This is a genomic window from Microbacterium oxydans (assembly GCF_000956405.1).
GTDB classification, from domain to species: Bacteria; Actinomycetota; Actinomycetes; order Actinomycetales; family Microbacteriaceae; genus Microbacterium; species Microbacterium oxydans_C.
The window spans coordinates 101,698-117,678 of record NZ_JYIV01000020.1 but is presented as its reverse complement, the minus strand read 5'-3'; the positions used below and the strand labels follow the sequence as shown (position 1 = coordinate 117,678).

General features: G+C 69.8%; 10 protein-coding genes. 3 read left to right on the top strand and 7 right to left on the bottom strand.

Annotation, left to right across the window (positions count from 1 at the left end; translation table 11 throughout):
- Nucleotides 1–77: 77 nt before the first annotated feature.
- The 6 genes from RN51_RS05470 to RN51_RS05445 form a co-directional block, all read right to left on the bottom strand.
- Nucleotides 78–845, bottom strand: coding sequence for an ABC transporter permease (locus RN51_RS05470; RefSeq protein WP_045263035.1), 768 nt, complete (start codon nt 843–845; stop codon nt 78–80).
- Nucleotides 842–1,615 carry an ABC transporter ATP-binding protein gene (locus RN51_RS05465; RefSeq protein ID WP_045263034.1) on the bottom strand — a complete coding sequence of 258 codons (774 nt, stop codon included), beginning with the start codon at nt 1,613–1,615 and terminating at the stop codon, nt 842–844. Before RN51_RS05465 ends, RN51_RS05470 begins: the two co-directional genes overlap by 4 nt.
- On the bottom strand, nt 1,612–1,980 hold the full coding sequence (locus RN51_RS05460; protein ID WP_045263033.1) for a DUF1048 domain-containing protein: 369 nt from the start codon (nt 1,978–1,980) through the stop codon (nt 1,612–1,614). The genes RN51_RS05465 and RN51_RS05460 overlap by 4 nt, the downstream gene beginning before the upstream one ends.
- 1 nt (nt 1,981) lies before the next feature.
- Nucleotides 1,982–2,335, bottom strand: a complete 354-nt coding sequence (locus RN51_RS05455) for a PadR family transcriptional regulator (RefSeq protein ID WP_045263032.1) — start codon at nt 2,333–2,335, stop codon at nt 1,982–1,984.
- 238 nt (nt 2,336–2,573) lie between these two features.
- The gene (locus RN51_RS05450) at nt 2,574–3,212 is read right to left on the bottom strand and encodes a response regulator (RefSeq protein WP_045263031.1); all 639 of its coding nucleotides are present in this window, start codon (nt 3,210–3,212) and stop codon (nt 2,574–2,576) included.
- Nucleotides 3,200–4,432 carry a sensor histidine kinase gene (locus RN51_RS05445; RefSeq protein ID WP_231579226.1) on the bottom strand — a complete coding sequence of 411 codons (1,233 nt, stop codon included), beginning with the start codon at nt 4,430–4,432 and terminating at the stop codon, nt 3,200–3,202. The genes RN51_RS05450 and RN51_RS05445 overlap by 13 nt, the downstream gene beginning before the upstream one ends.
- 108 nt (nt 4,433–4,540) lie before the next feature.
- Between RN51_RS05445 and RN51_RS05440 the strand changes: the two genes are divergently transcribed.
- The 3 genes from RN51_RS05440 to RN51_RS05430 all read left to right on the top strand — a co-directional run bounded on the left by RN51_RS05440 (nt 4,541) and on the right by RN51_RS05430 (nt 13,330).
- Nucleotides 4,541–5,308 (top strand): ABC transporter ATP-binding protein, encoded by a 768-nt coding sequence (locus RN51_RS05440; protein WP_045263029.1) that lies wholly within the window; start codon nt 4,541–4,543, stop codon nt 5,306–5,308.
- Nucleotides 5,308–7,827 (top strand): ABC transporter permease, encoded by a 2,520-nt coding sequence (locus RN51_RS05435; RefSeq protein WP_045263028.1) that lies wholly within the window; start codon nt 5,308–5,310, stop codon nt 7,825–7,827. The genes RN51_RS05440 and RN51_RS05435 overlap by 1 nt, the downstream gene beginning before the upstream one ends.
- 307 nt (nt 7,828–8,134) lie before the next feature.
- Complete coding sequence (locus RN51_RS05430) at nt 8,135–13,330, top strand: beta strand repeat-containing protein (RefSeq protein WP_045263027.1); 5,196 nt, start codon at nt 8,135–8,137, stop codon at nt 13,328–13,330.
- Between the two features lie 76 nt (nt 13,331–13,406).
- On the opposite strand, the gene RN51_RS05425 is transcribed toward RN51_RS05430, so the two are convergent.
- On the bottom strand, nt 13,407–15,917 hold the full coding sequence (locus tag RN51_RS05425; RefSeq protein WP_231579225.1) for a LuxR C-terminal-related transcriptional regulator: 2,511 nt from the start codon (nt 15,915–15,917) through the stop codon (nt 13,407–13,409).
- Nucleotides 15,918–15,981: the final 64 nt, after the last annotated feature.

Below are 15,981 nucleotides of genomic sequence, written 5' to 3'. Positions count from 1 at the left end.
GCAGACCGCCGAGCGCGGCGAAACGCCCCGCCGGGGAGAAGTCCCCGGTCGGAGCGTTCCGTCTCGCTTGGCGTCGATCAGCTGACCTTCTTCCGGTACGAGATGATCGCGAAGACGTAGGCGACCACGAGGATCCCGACGCACCAGGCGAGAGCGATCCAGATGTCGGTCCCGACCGGCTTCTCCGCGAACAGCGCCTGGATGGTGTTGACGATCGAGGTGACGGGCTGGTTGTCGGCGAACCACTGCACCGGTGCCGGCATGGTGTCGGTCGGCACGAATGCCGAGCTGATGAACGGCAGGAAGATCAGCGGATACGAGAAGGCGCTCGCGCCGTCGACCGTCTTGGCGTTCAGGCCTGCGATGATCGCCAGCCACGTGAGTGCCAGCGTGAACAGCATCAGGATGCCGATCACTCCGAGCCAGGCCCAGACGCTCGCCCCGGTGCGGAAGCCCATGAGGAATCCGACTCCGAAGATGATCGCGAGGGTGATGGCGTTCGCGGTGAGCGACGTGAGCACGTGGGCCCACAGCACGCTCGATCGGGCGATCGGCATGGAGTGGAACCGCTCGAAGATGCCGCTCTGCATGTCGGTGAACAGTCGAAACGCCGTGTAGGCGATGCCCGACGCGATCGCGATGAGCAGGATGCCCGGCAGCAGGTAGTTCACATAGTTGTCGACGCCGGTGCTCTGCTGGAGGGCGCCACCGAAGACGTACACGAACAGGAGCATCAGGGCGATCGGGGTGACTGCCGTGGTGATGATCGTGTCGGGGCTGCGGAAGATGTGCCGCATGGAGCGGCCGGTGAGTGTCGCCGTGTCGGCGGCGAAGTGCGTGGTCATGCTGCCTTCTCCTTTCCGGATGAGGGGCCGATGAGGGTGAGGAAGATCTCCTCGAGGGTGGGCTGCTTCTCGACGTACTCGACCTTCGCGGCCGGGAGCAGTCGCTTGAGTCCGGCGAGAGTGTCGTTCGCGATGATGCGGCCCTCGTGCAAGATCGCGATGCGGTCGGCCAACTGCTCCGCCTCATCGAGGTACTGCGTGGTGAGCAGCACGGTCGTGCCGGTGTTCGCGAGCTCCTTGACCACGCCCCATACCTCGATCCGGGCTTCGGGGTCGAGGCCGGTGGTCGGCTCGTCGAGGTAGATGACCTCGGGGTCGCCGACCAGGCTCATCGCGATGTCGAGCCGGCGACGCATGCCGCCCGAGTAGGTGCCGACCTTGCGCGCGCCGGCCTCCGTCAGACGGAACGTGGCCAGGAGGTCGTCGGCGACCTTCCCCGCGTCGGGCAGATGCCGCAGCTTCGCGACCAGCACCAGGTTCTCGCGTCCGGTGAGGATCTCGTCGACGGCGGCGAACTGCCCGGTGAGACTGATGCGCTCGCGCACTCCGACCGGGTTCGCCGCGACGTCGATGCCCTGCACCGTCGCTGTGCCGGCATCGGACTTCAGCAGGGTGGAGAGGATGCGCACCATGGTGGTCTTGCCCGCGCCGTTCGAGCCGAGGAGGGCGAAGATGCTGCCCTTCTCGACCTCGAAGTCGACGCCGCGCAGCACGTGCAGATCCTTGTACGACTTCTCGATGCCGTGCACCGAGATGGCGGTGTGCGTCATGATTCCTCCTTCTTCTTCGCGTCGTCGAACGCCTTGATGAGGCGAGCGCGCTCCTTGTCGATCCACTGCGTGCCGCCGTAGGCACGGGCATAGTCCTCGGCGTACTCCACGGGGTCGTCGCCCACGATGGCGCTGACCGGGGTGCCGTCGACTGCGGCGCGCTCCCACAGGTCGGCGAGGTCGAGGAACATCGTGACGATGGTGTCGCCGTCGGTGATGCCGCCGTAGTACAGGTAGTACCGGTACTGGGCGTTCGCCACCTCGCGGTACGGCGAGGGGAGGGCGTCGATGCGGGCCTTGGCCTGCTTGTACTGCTTCTTCTGCTCGAGCGATCCGGTGAGCGCTTCGATCCACTTCGCGGCCATGTCAGTTCTCCTTGTTCGTGGTGTCGGTGGTGTTCGTGGTGTGCAGTCGTTCGATGTGCGTGCGGAGGAAGCTCCAGGTGGTCCAGAACTCCTCCAGCTCCTGGCGGCCCTGAGCATTGAGGGTGTACACCTTGCGGGGCGGGCCCTTCTCGCTCGGCACCTTCTCGACGTCGACGAGCTTCTTCTGCTCGATCCTGACCAGCAGGGCGTAGACGGTGCCCTCGGCGGTGTCGGTGAAGCCGTGCTCCCGCAGCCGTGTGGTGATCTCGTATCCGTAGGCCGGCTGCTCGGCGAGGAGGGCCAGCACGATGCCCTCCAGGGTGCCCTTGAGCATCTCGGTCATCTGCTTTCCCATCAGGTCCCCTCCTTTCGTTCTCTGTCTTTCGTTCAGTACTCAGTGTTGCTGGGTACCGGTACAAAGTAACACTGAGTACCGGTACTTAGCAACACCGAATACTGAAACTTCTTTTCGGGCGCGACGGCGAGACCCATCGCGCGCGCCGAAACCCACGCCCGCAGGCGTCCAGAGCCGTGGGTCTCGGCGGCGAGTGTGGGTCTCGGCGCCGGGGAGGGAGAGAAGAGAGAGAGGGGGGCTAGCTGCGGAGGTAGGCGAGGACGGCGAGCACGCGGCGGTGGCCGCTGTCGCTGGAGGCGAGGCCGAGCTTGGCGAAGATGTTGCCGATGTGCTTGCTCACCGCCGTCTCGGTCACGAAGAGCCGCTCGGCGATGGTGCCGTTGTCGAGGCCTTCGGCCATGAGGCCGAGCACCTCGCGCTCGCGCGGAGTCAGCGTCTGCACCGGGTCGTCGGCGCGACGGCGGCTCATCAGCTGCGAGATCACCTCGGGATCCATCACCGTGCCACCAGCGGCCACACGGCGCAGGGCGTCGATGAACGCGGCGACCTTGCCCACGCGCTCCTTGAGCAGGTAGCCGAGACCGTCGGCCCCTGCTGCCAGCAGCTCGCCGGCATAGCGATCCTCGACGTACGCCGACAGCACGAGCACGGGGAAGCCGGGGCGACGGGCACGGGCTTCGGCGGCGGCCTTCAAGCCCTCGCTGGTGAAGGTGGGCGGCATCCGCACATCGACCACCGCGGCATCGGCCTCGTCGATCCGGGAGAGGAGGTCCTCGGCGTTGTCCACGGCCGCGACCACCTCGAACCCCTCGCTGCGCAGCAGTAGCGCCAGCCCCTCACGCAGCAGGGTGTCGTCTTCGGCGATCACGATCCGCATGGCAGCTCCGCTCTCAGGATGGTGGGTCCCCCGGCCGGGCTCGTCACGTCGAGGACGCCCTCGAACGCCTCGATGCGGCGGCGGATGCCGGCGACCCCACCGCCTGGGCGCTCGACCGCGCCGCCCACACCGTCGTCTTCGACCGTGATGAGCAGCAGCTCGCCGTCGCGCTCGACCCGCACCGCGACACGGGTCGCCTCGCTGTACTTGCTGACGTTCGTGAGCGCCTCGGCCACCACGAAGTAGCTCGCCGACTCGACGGCAGCCGGGACCCGCCCGACCTCGTTCGCCTCGACCGTGCACGGGATGACGCTGCGTCCGGCGAGCGACGCCAGGGCACCCTCCAACCCCAGCTCGTCGAGGATCGGCGGATAGATGTCGTGCACCGTGCGGCGCAGGCCCGCGAGCGCGTCGGTCGCGGCATCCTGCGCTCGTCGCAGAGGTTCGAGCACATCGCCCCCGGTCTCCTGCGCCCGTTCGGCGATGCCGAGCATCATGACCACGTTCACGAGCCGGTTCTGCGCGCCATCGTGCAGGTCGCGCTCGATGCGCCGCAGCTCGGCCGCGTGGGCATCGAGGGCGGCTGCGCGGCTGAGGGTCAGGGCGTCGACGCGGGCGGCGAGGCGTGATTTCTCCGGAGTCGCGAGCAGCTTCGCCGACACGAACGACACCAGGCGGGCGACGGCGGGGATCAGGAAGACCGAGAGGATCGCGTACGCCGCGGCGAGCAGCGGCATCGTGGCGGCGAGTTCCCACGACGTGACGGGGTACACCGATCCGACGGGGTCGTCGACGGGAGCGAACTGCCAGTAGTAGGTGATGGCGAGGGTGTTGACTGCCGCGACGGGCAGCGAGATCGTCAGCAGGGACAGGAACAGCACGGGGAGGCCCTGCACCACGAGCCACAGCACGTCGCGGCCGGTGGCGCGGGAGAACGCGAAGCGCAGCCGGTCCTCGATGGTCGACGCCGGCGGGAGCACGTGGCCGATCGGCGGCAGCGGCTCGCTCCGGTAGGCGCCGACACGACGTCGGTTCACATCGGTCCACCGGTGCAGACCCTGCACCGCCTCGGGCATGACCAGCACGCCGCCGGTGATGATCATGAGGGGCAGCAGGACGATGCCCACGCTCAGGAACAGGACGGATGCGATCGAGACTCCGGCCTCGACGGCCAGGAATCCCCACGCGCGCATCCAGCGTCGCATCCATCCGTCCTTCACTCTCACAGTCTGCCCGAGCGGCCGCGACGGCACGGTATAGCCAGCACCACCATCGATGCGGCAGGAGGCGGGATGGGATGCCGATCCACCCGTCCCTAGCTTCGAATCATGACCTCCACACCACTCGCCACGGCCATCGACGCACGGCCCTCCGAAGCGCTGCGGCTGCAGTCCGTCGTCAAGACCTACGGCTCCGGTGCCAGCCGCGTGACCGCGCTGCGGGGTGTGAACCTCGCCATCGCGAAGGGCACCTTCACCGCGATCATGGGCCCTTCGGGCTCGGGCAAGAGCACGCTCCTGCACAGTGCTGCGGGGCTGGACCGGCCGAGCAGCGGCACCGTGCACCTCGGCGGGACCGAGATCTCGGGGCTGAAGCCGCGCCAGCTCACGGCTTTTCGTCGTGATCACGTGGGATTCGTCTTCCAGGCGTACAACCTGCTGCCGGCTCTGAACGTCGAGGACAACATCACGCTGCCGTTGCGGCTCGGCGGCCGTCGTCTCGAGGCGCAGTGGCTCGACTTCCTGCTCCACGCCGTGGGTCTCACCGAGTTCCGGCGCCGCCGCCCGTCCGAGCTCTCCGGCGGTCAGCAGCAGCGGGTGGCGATCGCACGTGCGCTCATCACCCGACCCCATGTGGTGTTCGGCGACGAGCCGACCGGCGCCCTCGACTCCCGATCGGGCAAGCAGGTCCTGGACCTCCTCGCGCACACGGCCAGGGAGCTGAACCAGACGGTCGTGGTCGTGACGCACGACCCGGTGGTGGCCGCGCACGCGGATCGCACCATCTTCCTCGCAGACGGGGCCTTCGCGGGATATCTCGACGGTGCAGACCCTGCGCAGATCAACGATCGCATGAGCGCGTTGGGGGAGTGGTGATGTCGGGCTCGCTGGGCCTGGGCCGGCTCGTCGGTGCCGATCTTCGCCACCACCGCGGAAGCTTCGTCGGCGTAGCGGTCGCGGTGTTCGTCGCGAGCGCACTGGTGACAGGCCTCGGCGTGCTCGTCGAATCCGGCATGCGCGGAGGGCTGGCGCCCGAGCGCTACTCCGCGGTCGACGTCGTGGTCGGTGCGCCACAGCAGGTGGATGTGCCGGAGGACCTGCCGGTTCCGCTGCGGGAGCGCGCGCCGCTGCCGGTCGACGCGGTGCGCGACATCGCCGCCCTTCCGGGAGTCGACCGCGTCGTCGCCGACGTCACGGTTCCTCTCGTCGTGCAGGAAGCGGATGCGGCCGGTGCCGTCGTGGTCGAGGCGCACCCCTGGCCCGCCACGGCGCTGACCGGCTTCGAGCTGCACGAGGGGCAGGAACCGGCGGCGGCGGATGAGGTCGTCGTCACGGCCGGCAGCGGTCGTGCCGTGGGCGACACGGTCGTCCTGGCCCACGGCGGCGTGCCGTCGGAGTACCGCGTCGTCGGCGAGGTCGCCGCTCCGGTCGCACCCGAACGGGGCGCACATGTCTTCCTGAGCGAGCGTCGCATCGACCAGCTCGACCCGCACGGGGGTGCCGCGCGGGCTCTCGGCGTGTTCGCCTCCGGGGTGGATCCCGAGCAGACGGCGACCGCGATCCACGAGGCCTACCCCGACCTGGTCGCCCGCACGGGTGACGCGCGCGGCGACGTGGAGTTCCTCGACTCGGGCGCGGCGCGGTCCACGCTCGTGGCCATCGGCAGCGCGTTCGTCGGCACCTGCATCCTCGTGGCGATGTTCATCGTGGCGGGCACGCTGTCGCTGTCGGTGCAGTCGCGTCGTCGTGACTATGCCCTGCTGCGGGCGGTCGGTGCGAGCCCCTCCCAGGTGCACGCGCTCGTCGCCCGTGAGGTGCTGTGGGTGTCGGCGGTCGCCGTGCTGCTCGGCATCGTGCCGGGATACCTGCTGTCGACCGCGCTGCAGTCGGCCTTCGTGGCCGGGGGTGTGATCCCGGGCGACTTCGCGCTGGCGGTCGGGCCGCTTCCTGCGGTCGGAGCGGTGCTGCTCGTGCTCGCCTCCGCCTGGGGCGCTGCGCGCATCGCCGCCGCCCGGGTCGCGAAGCTCGACCCGGTCGAGGCGCTGCGGGAGTCGGCGACGGGTGCGCCCGCCATCGGACTGCCACGCATCATCACCGGCATCGTGCTCGCCGCCGCGGGCATCTCGGTCTCGACCGTGCCGCTCGTGGTGCGCGGACAGATCGCGGCCGGTGCGGCGGCCGGTGCAGCCATGCTGCTGATCGTCGCGTTGGCGGTGCTCGGCCCGTGGCTGGTGGCGCTGAGCGTCCGCCTGATCGGAACGGTGCTGCGTCGGCTCTCATCCGCCGGCTTCCTCGCTTCGGCGAACGCCGCGGCGAACAGCAGGCGCCTCGCCTCCGCGATCCTGCCGATCGCCCTCGGCATCGGGCTGGGTCTCGTGCAGATCGGGGCGCCGTCGATCATCGCGGCCGAGGCGGCGACGCAGGCCACAGCCGGCGTGATCGCCGACCTGCGCGTGACGGCCCCGGCGGGCCTCTCGCCCGACATGATCGAGGCCATCCGCGAGACACCAGGGGTGACCGAGGTCTCGGGGGTCGCCCTCAGCGCGGCGGTGGTGGACTCCTTCGATTTCGAAGGCAAGCTTCAACGAGACGAGCACGTGCTGCAGGGCATCGATCCGACGAACATCGCGAACAGCCTCGATCTGCGGGTGCGGGAGGGGGCGCTCGCGCAGCTCGACGGCACCACCACGGTCGCGGTGAGCACGGATGCCGCGCAGGCGCTTGGTCTGGACATCGGCGGAACGGTCATCGGATACCTGGGCGACGGTTCGCCCTTCGAGGCCGCAGTCGTCGCGGTGTACGAGCGCGGTCTCGGCTTCGGCGATCTCACCATGGCCGCCGATGCGGTCAGGAGCCACACCACGGCAGGCCTCGATGCCTTCGCGCTCGTGGCGGTCGACGCGGGCGTAACGGACGGGGTCCGTGCAGCGTTGGGTGCGAGCGGTCTGCTCGTGAGCGAAGGCTCTGGGCAGGAGGCCGCGGGGGCGGGAGCACAGGCGCAGAACGGGTGGGTCAACCTCATCGCCCTGCTCGTGATCCTCGGCTACATCGCGATCGCCGTGGTGAACACGCTCGTGATGGCGACGGGAGAGCGCACGCGCGAGCTGGCTCTGCTGCAGCTGATCGGATCCTCGCGTGGGCAGGTGCGCGCGATGATGCGGATCGAGGCCGTGCTGGTCGCGGTGATCGCGATGGTATTCGGTGTCGTGGTCGCGATCCCTCCGCTCATCGGTGTGAGCATGGGCATCTCGGGGCAGCCGCTGCCCGTGCTGCCCGTGCTGGGGTCGCTCACGATCATCGGTGCGATGGGCGCCCTCGCCCTGGCGGCCATGCGGATCGGGACCGCTGCGACCATGCGCACGCGTCCGATCGACGAGATCGGGTCGCGCCAGTAGGCGGCATCGAAGAGGGGTGCGGACTCCGCGATTGCTGGGGTCGGAGCTGAATCAGCTCCGCCCCGGGAACCTGGCGCCCAGGTGGACGTGAGTCAGGGGTCGATGGTGCCGTAGGTCGGGGGGTGATGGGGTGAAAAGTCGGGGTGAAAATCCTGGGGTCGTCCGGAACGCACCTCGCGGCCAGGCCAGGCTGGCGGTGGCCCGGACCGAGTTCACCATGCCCGAGTGGTGCTCGGCGGTCGCCTGAGGGGGCGGGGGCTTCCGTGTGCGAACGCGCAGCGGTGAAGCGATGAATGGGGAGACAGTCATGGGATTCCGTGTTGCCCGCAAGGACCACACATCCGATGGCCTTCCGTCCGAGCGGCTCAGCCGCTGGCGGGGCCGTGCGAAGAAGCTGATCGGGAGCGCCGTCAGCACGGCGCTCGTCGCCTCGTCGATGGTCTTCATCGGCGGAACCCTGACCGCCGCTCCTGCCGCCGCGGCTGATCCGTTCCTCTGCACGCCCGGAGCGGTGTACGTCCAGAGCGCCACCGAGGTGCGCGAGTTCGTCGTGAACGATCAGGGCGCACCCGGCAACGGTGGAACGCTCGGTGCCACCACGCTCGGCGTCAACCACTCCAACAACGCCCTCGGCATCTCCTCGAACGGCCGCTACGCGTACACCGTCACCAACGCCGCCGGCACGAAGACGCTCGCCAAGCACGATCGGGTGACCGACACCACGGCCGTCACGACGTTCTCGTTGAACTCGTCGGTGCTGCGCGGCGCCGTGCACCCGGTGACGGGCGTCTACTACTTCGCCAGCGGCACGGTGAGCGGTGCCATCAACCTCTACGCCTGGAACGAGAGCGTCACGCCGCAGACCTTCGTGCAGGTGGGCACGCTTCGCCCGACCGCGGGCAGCAGCGCCTTCGGGGCGAACGGCGACATGGCGTTCAGCGCCTCGGGTCAGCTTGTGCTCGTGGCCGACAACTTCATCTACTCCTCCGACCTGCCCACCTCGCTCACCCCCAGCACCGCCACGATCGACGCCAAGCAGGTGCACGACATGGGTGCGGGCGTCCAGGGCAACGGCATCGCGTTCGGAAACCTCGGCCACATCTTCGTCTCGGTGTCCGGTGGCGGAAACCGCATCATCGAGGTCGACCTGCCGCGTGGCACCACTGTCAACACGACCTCGCTCGGAACCTTCCAGCCCACCGACATGGCGAGCTGCACGTTCCCGAACACCCTCACGCTGAAGAAGGACCTCCCGGAGGGGCGCCACCTGCCCACGGATCAGTTCGCCCTGCGCGTGCAGTCGCCCACCGGGTATCAGGTCCCCCAGACCGACGCCGTCACGCGCGGTGAGCGCACCGGACTGCAGCCCGACTACGCCGGCCCCGTGTTCACCAACCAGGGCGACGTCTTCCGTCTGAGCGAGGCCGCGTCCGGCACGACGGATCGCACGAGATACGCCGAGTCCTTGGTCTGCGTCCAGGTCAATCCGGACGGTTCCACAGTGCCGGTCGCCGTGACCGCTGACGGTCAGGTGACCCAGCCCTCCGGTTCGCTCGGCACCGACGTCACGTGCACGTTCACCAATGTCCGCCTCGCCCCGGATCTGGCGCTGCGCAAGACCTCCGACCCGGCCCCGGGCGCGCCCGTGCAGGTCGGCCAGCGCATCACCTACACAGTCGAGGCGGAGAACACCGGCAACACGCGCCTCGACCCCGTGCGGGTGGCCGACGACCTCTCCGGCGTGTTCACGGCCGCGACGTACCAGGGCGACATCGCCACGAAGATCGACGGAACCACCGTCACCTCCGGGGCCGCGACCGTCACCGGTGACGACCTCGCCTGGACCGGCGCGCTCGAGCCCGGCCAGGTGGTCACCATCACCTACTCGGTGATCGTCGACGAGGGCGCAGAGGGTGAGCGGATCGCCAACAGCGTCACCGCCTCCGGCACCCCGCCGGGCACCCTTCCTCCGCCCACTCCGCCGACCGTCACGACCGAGCACCCCGTGGCGGGGTACACGGTGGTCAAGACCGCCGACCCGGCATCGGGCACCGTCGTGGAGCCCGGTCAGGTCATCACGTACACGGTCACCGGAACCAACACCGGCGCGACCGTCCTGAACCCCGCATCGATCGCCGACGACCTGTCGGGTGTGCTGGCCCACACCACCTACAACTCCGACATCGCGACCACCGTCGGGGGAACCCCGGTGACCTCAGGCGCGGCGACGATCAACGGAAACTCCCTCTCGTGGACCGGCGCGCTGCAGCCGGGACAGGCCGTGACCATCACCTACTCCGTCACCGTCGGACCCGAGACGTCCGGCAAGGTCCTGAAGAACACCGTCAGCGGCACGGCGACGCCGACCACTCCGAAGCCCGGTGACCCCGAGGGCCCGCAGGTGCCGGGCGAGCCGATCGTCCCGCCGACGACGACCACCGAGCACCCGGTCGTCGGCTCGGGCTTCACGATCAGCAAGTCGGCCGACCCCGCCTCGGGCACGGCCGTCTCCGCCGGTGACACCATCACGTACACCATCACCGGCACCAACACCGGTGACACCGACCTCGACCCGGCGAGGATCGTCGACGACCTGTCCGGTGTGCTCGACAGCGCCGCCTACAACGAAGACGTGACCGCGAGCCGCGGATCCGCCTCCGTCTCCGGCACCACGCTCACCTGGACCGGTGCCGTTCCGCGCGGCGAGTCCGTCGTCATCCGCTACACCGTGACGGTCGATGCGGATGTCCAGAAGGCACTGCTGCACAACACCGCCACCGGCACGGCCACGCCTCGCATCCCGGTGGACCCGAGCGACCCCGACGGTCCCACGACCCCGGGCACGCCCATCGTCCCTCCCGCGGTGGAGACGAACCACCCGGTGGTGGACACCGGCTTCGAGGTGACGAAGTCCGCCGATCCCGCCTCCGGCACCGCCGTGCGCGCGGGCGACACCATCACCTACACGATCTCCGGCGTCAACACGGGCAACACCGCCCTCGACCCCGCGACGATCGTCGACGACCTGTCCGCCGTGCTGGCGCACGCACAGTACAACGGCGATGTGACGGCCTCGACCGGCGCGGTCGACATCGCCGGCACGACGCTGACCTGGACGGGCGCGCTCGCTCCCGGTGCGCGTGTGACCATCACCTACACGGTCACGGTGGACCAGGACGCGACGGGTGTGCTGCTGCGCAACACCGTCACGGGTGAGGGAACCCCTCTCATCCCGACCGACCCGACCGACCCTGAGAGCCCGACCACGCCGGGCACCCCGGTGACGCCTCCGCCCTCCACCACGGAGCACCCGGTCGCCACCCCCGGCTTCACGGTGGCGAAGTCGGCCGACCCGGCGACGGGCACGCGCGTCGACCCCGGCAGCGTCATCACCTACACCGTCACGGGCACGAACACGGGAGACACCGTGCTCGACCCTGCCTCGATCGCCGATGACCTGCGCCCTGCGCTGGCCCACGCCTCGTACAACGACGACGTCCAGGCCACCCGCGGCGACGCCCGCGTGGCAGACGGAGCCCTGTCCTGGAGCGGCACGCTGCGTCCGGGTCAGAACGTCGTCATCACCTACTCGGTGACGGTCGACGCGAACGCGGGCGGCGAGACGATCGCCAACACGGTGACCGGTACGGCGACCCCGCTGATCCCCACGGATCCGAGCGACCCGGAGAGCCCGACGACCCCTGGCACGCCGATCACGCCCCCGCCGGCGACCACCGAGCACCCGGTCAACCAGCCCGGCTTCACGTTCGCCAAGACGGCCGATCCCGTCGCAGGGACGGCCGTGGATCCCGGTGACGTGATCACGTACACCCTGACCGGCGTCAACACCGGCCAGACGGCGCTCGACCCGGTCGCGATCACGGACGACCTCTCCAAGGTGCTGCCCTACGCGTCCTACAACCAGGACGCCGCCGCGGTGATCGCCGGAGCGCCGGCAGGAGCAGTGGCGTTCGACGCCGCGAAGCTCAGCTGGTCGGGCGCCCTCGCGGTCGGTCAGACCGTCACGGTCACGTATTCCGTGACCGTGAAGGCCGAAGGCGTCGGCTCCGTGATCGAGAACAGTGCGACGGCGACGGCGACCCCGCCGGGAGGCGAGGAGATCACCCCTCCGCCCGGCACCACGACGAACGCCGTGAACGTGCCCGGATTCTCGGTCTCGAAGAGCGCCGATCCGGCAGCGGGCACCGCGGTCGACCCCGGCAGCGTCATCACGTACACCGTGACGGGCGTGAACACCGGCGAGACAGTGCTCGATCCCGTCGCCATCACCGACGACCTCTCCGGAGTCCTCGCACACGCCGACTACAACGGCGACGCGACGGCCATGATCGGGAACACCGCGGCGGCGGCACCCGCCGTCGCCGGTGAGCGTCTGTCGTGGACGGGCGCGCTCCAGGTCGGAGAGACCGTCACGCTCACCTACTCGGTGACCGTGAAGGCCGACGCCGGTGGCACCGTCCTCGAGAACTCGGCCTCAGGCTCGGCGACCCCGCCGGGCGGAGTGCCCCCGATCGAGACCCCTCCGGCGACGACGGAGCACCCGGTCAACGAGCCCGGCTTCGAGCTGCGCAAGTCGGCTGATCCCGCCTCGGGCACCAGGGTCGACCCCGGCAGCGTCATCACCTACACGGTGACCGGCGTGAACACCGGTGAGACGGCGCTGGACCCCGTGCGCATCAGCGACGACCTGTCCGGCGTGCTCGACCATGCCGCCTACAACGGCGACGCCACGGCGACCGTGGTCGACGGCTTCGCTGCCGCCCCTGTGGTCGACGGTGACGGACTCACCTGGACGGGTGCGCTCGCCATCGGACAGCGCGTCACGATCACCTACTCGGTGACCGTGAACGGCGACGCGGGCGGCGCGACGATCGCGAACAAGGTCGCAGGTACCGCCACCCCGCCCGGTGGTGGTGAGCTCACGCCTCCGCCCGTGACGACCGAGAACCCGGTCGGCACCCCCGGCTTCGCATTCGTCAAGACCGCGAACCCGGGATCGGGCACGGCCGTCGCCACCGGCAGCACCGTCACCTACACGCTCGTCGGCACCAACACGGGTGAGACGGGCCTGGACGAGGTCGTCATCACGGATGACCTCTCCGGAGTGCTGCGGCACGCCGATCTGAAGCCCGGGGCGACCGCGGTCGTCGGCGAGCGGACGGTGGCAGCACCCGTGGTCGACGGTACGCAGCTGCGCTGGACGGGCAGCCTCGCCGAGGGTGAGAGTGTGACGATCACGTACTCCGTGACCGTGCATGCGAACGCGGCAGGTGCGACTCTCCGCAACGCGGCCGTGGGCACGGCCACGCCTCCCGGCGGTGAGACGATCACGCCGCCGCCCAGCACGACGGAGAACCCGGTGCTGACGCCGCTCGCCCTCACCGGTGGAATGCTCGCACCGTGGGTGCTGGGGCTCGCGATCGCTCTGCTGCTCGGCGGTGCCGTGCTGCTGATCCTGCGTCGACGCCGCACCCAGGCCTGACGGTCATGAAGAAGGCCCCGCCCGTCGAACTCGACGAGCGGGGCCTTTTCCATCCCTTCGGCGGGTTGAGCCGGGGCTATTCCGGCAGGAGGCCGTGACGCGCGGCCTGCTCCACTGCCTCGGTGCGGTTGCGCGCGCCGAGCTTGCGGTAGATGCTGCGCAGCTGGGTCTTCAGGGTGTTCTGCGAGACGCGCAGCTCCAGGGCGATCGCCGGCAGAGACGCGCCGGAGGTGAGAGCGCGCAGGACGACCTGCTCGCGTGACGACAGACGCGGTCGGGCCGCGAACGACGGCAGCGCGGATCGCAGCGGGAACGTCCCAGTGCCGGTCGGGTCGAGATCGGCCCGCACCGTGCCGAAGTCTTCCGCGCTCAGCAGCACAAGGGGAGTGGTGAGGCCCCGATCGGCGAGTTGGGCGTTCAGCGCCTCGCTCGACGGTTGCGCGGCCGCCGGCGACACCCGGTGCAGGGCGGCGCTCTGCACCGCCGAGGCCTCTGCGCGTTCCCTGGCGTTCGTCGGGCGCAGGCGGGTCTGCCCCAGAAGCCGCACCACGTCGGCCGCCTTGCCGTCGATGAGGGCCAGGCGTGCGCGCTTCAGGACGGTCGCGAAACGGTCGGGGATCGCATCCCGCTGCACCACGGCCTTGGCCGCGTTCAGGTCGCCGAGGGCGAGATGGAGGAAGATCCGGGGGCGTGACAGGGCCTGGCGCACGTGCGGTGCACCCGCCTCCTTGCCGCGCAGACGCACGAACGATTCCAGGCGCTCCAGTCCCGCGGGGGCGTCGCCCTCATGCAGAGCGATCCATGCTTCGACGGAGGCCATCGTCGTCCAGTGCTCGCTGGTCGCGCGATACGGCTCGAAATGCCGGATGTGCTGCTTCGCGGCGGCGAGATCGCCGTCCTCGACCGCCAGCATGGCTTCGGCCACGCGGTAGAACGTGCCGCGGTAGCTGTCGAGCAGCGCCTGGTCCCAGCCGCCGTCTCGGATGAGGGAGACGTAGTGCCTCGCCTCCGGGAGGTCTCCGTTCAGGGCGTGCACGCCGGCGAGAAGGCAGATGCCGTGGAAGGCGTTGCTGCCCCCGTGTGCGGCGGCGAGGGCGGTGGCCTGCTCCCAGAGGTGGATGGCCTCCTCCTGCTGCCCGCCGTAGTAGAGGGAGATGCCCAGGTGCGTGCACAGCAGCGGCATGTCGCGGGCGTACTGCTGCCACTGCGCTTCGGGGGTCTCGTTGAACAGTGCCAGCGATCGGGCGGCCACCTGTGCGGCGCGCTCCGGCCGTCCGATGGCGCGCAGCGACGCGCTCTCGGCCGCCCAGATGAAGATCCGCTCCGTGGCCGAGAGCGTGGTCCTGCGGGCGTTCGCCGCCGCCACCGCGATGCGCAGCAGCTGGAGCCCCCGCTGGCGCCGGAGACGGCTGGGCTTGAGGCTCATCCCGAGCAGCATGGCCACCAGCGGCTCCTGCTTCAGTCGCGCCACCGGCACATCGCCGAGGAGCTCGACGACACCCTTTCGGTCGCGATGCAGCAGACGGTTCCACCCCGACATCGTGACGTGGGTCGCGAGACGCAGGTCGTCGTCCTCCACGGCGAGACGCAGACCTTCGAGGGGCAGGTCACGGCGCACGGCGCCCTCCGCGGCGATGCGCCTCAGCCCGGGCACCTCCTCCGGGAGTGCGGTGCGGAGCTCGCGGCGCAGCATCCCGCGCGTCAGGGGCGTGAGCTCGAAAGAGCTGCGGCCGTCGGCGGCCCAGCGACCGAAGCCGAACGTCTCGGCCTGGTCCAGCGCGTTCGTGATGTCCGGATCGCCGGTGAGAGCTGTGGCGAGTGGAACGTCGACGGAATCGGTGATGCTGATCCGGAGAAGACTCTGAAGCGTCTGCGGGTCGAAGCCGCACTCGGCGAGCCTGTCCTGCATGTAGTCCTCGATCACGGTCGCGGCAGCTCGGAAGGACGCGGCATCCATGACGGTTCCCCGCAGCGCCAGGGCGCGGATGAGTGCGGGGAACCCGCCTGTGGCCTCTCGCGTCGCAGCCGCCGTCTCTTCGTCGACGTCGAGCGCGCGACGGATCTCCTCATCATCGAACATGAGGTCTTCGGGAGTCACGAGCGTCGTGTCGATCAAGAGATCGAGCCCCTTGCTGTCGAACGCGCTGGGTCGATTCGTGGCGACGATCAGCCGTGTGCGGGCGGCGGAACCGACCGCGCGACACAGCGCGAACGCGCCCTCGCGCTCGACGTCCGCAGCATCGTCGAGGACCACGACCAGGTGGCCATCCGCCTCGTGCAGGCGCGTGGTCACGGCGGCCCAGCCCTCGTCGTCGTCCCGCCGGTCGGATCCGGGCAGGAGACGCAGCAGCGCCTGGGCAAGTGCCTCACTCCTCGTGATCGCGGGCGTCACGGTCAGCCACACGACATGGGCGGATGTCGTGGCCGCCCAATCCACCAGTGCAGTGGTCTTGCCGGAGCCGGAGGCGGAGCGGACGAGCGTGAGAGGCGTCTCGGTCTCGAACTCGGCGCTCAGACGCGGACGCCTGATGGCGTGCGCCGACACTCGCGGGATATGTCCGTCCCCCTGCGCGACAAATGCCGACACCCCGTACCTCCCCAGGTCCCCTCCCTCTACGATATGCCGAAATCTCGGCGGGACAAGCGACGCC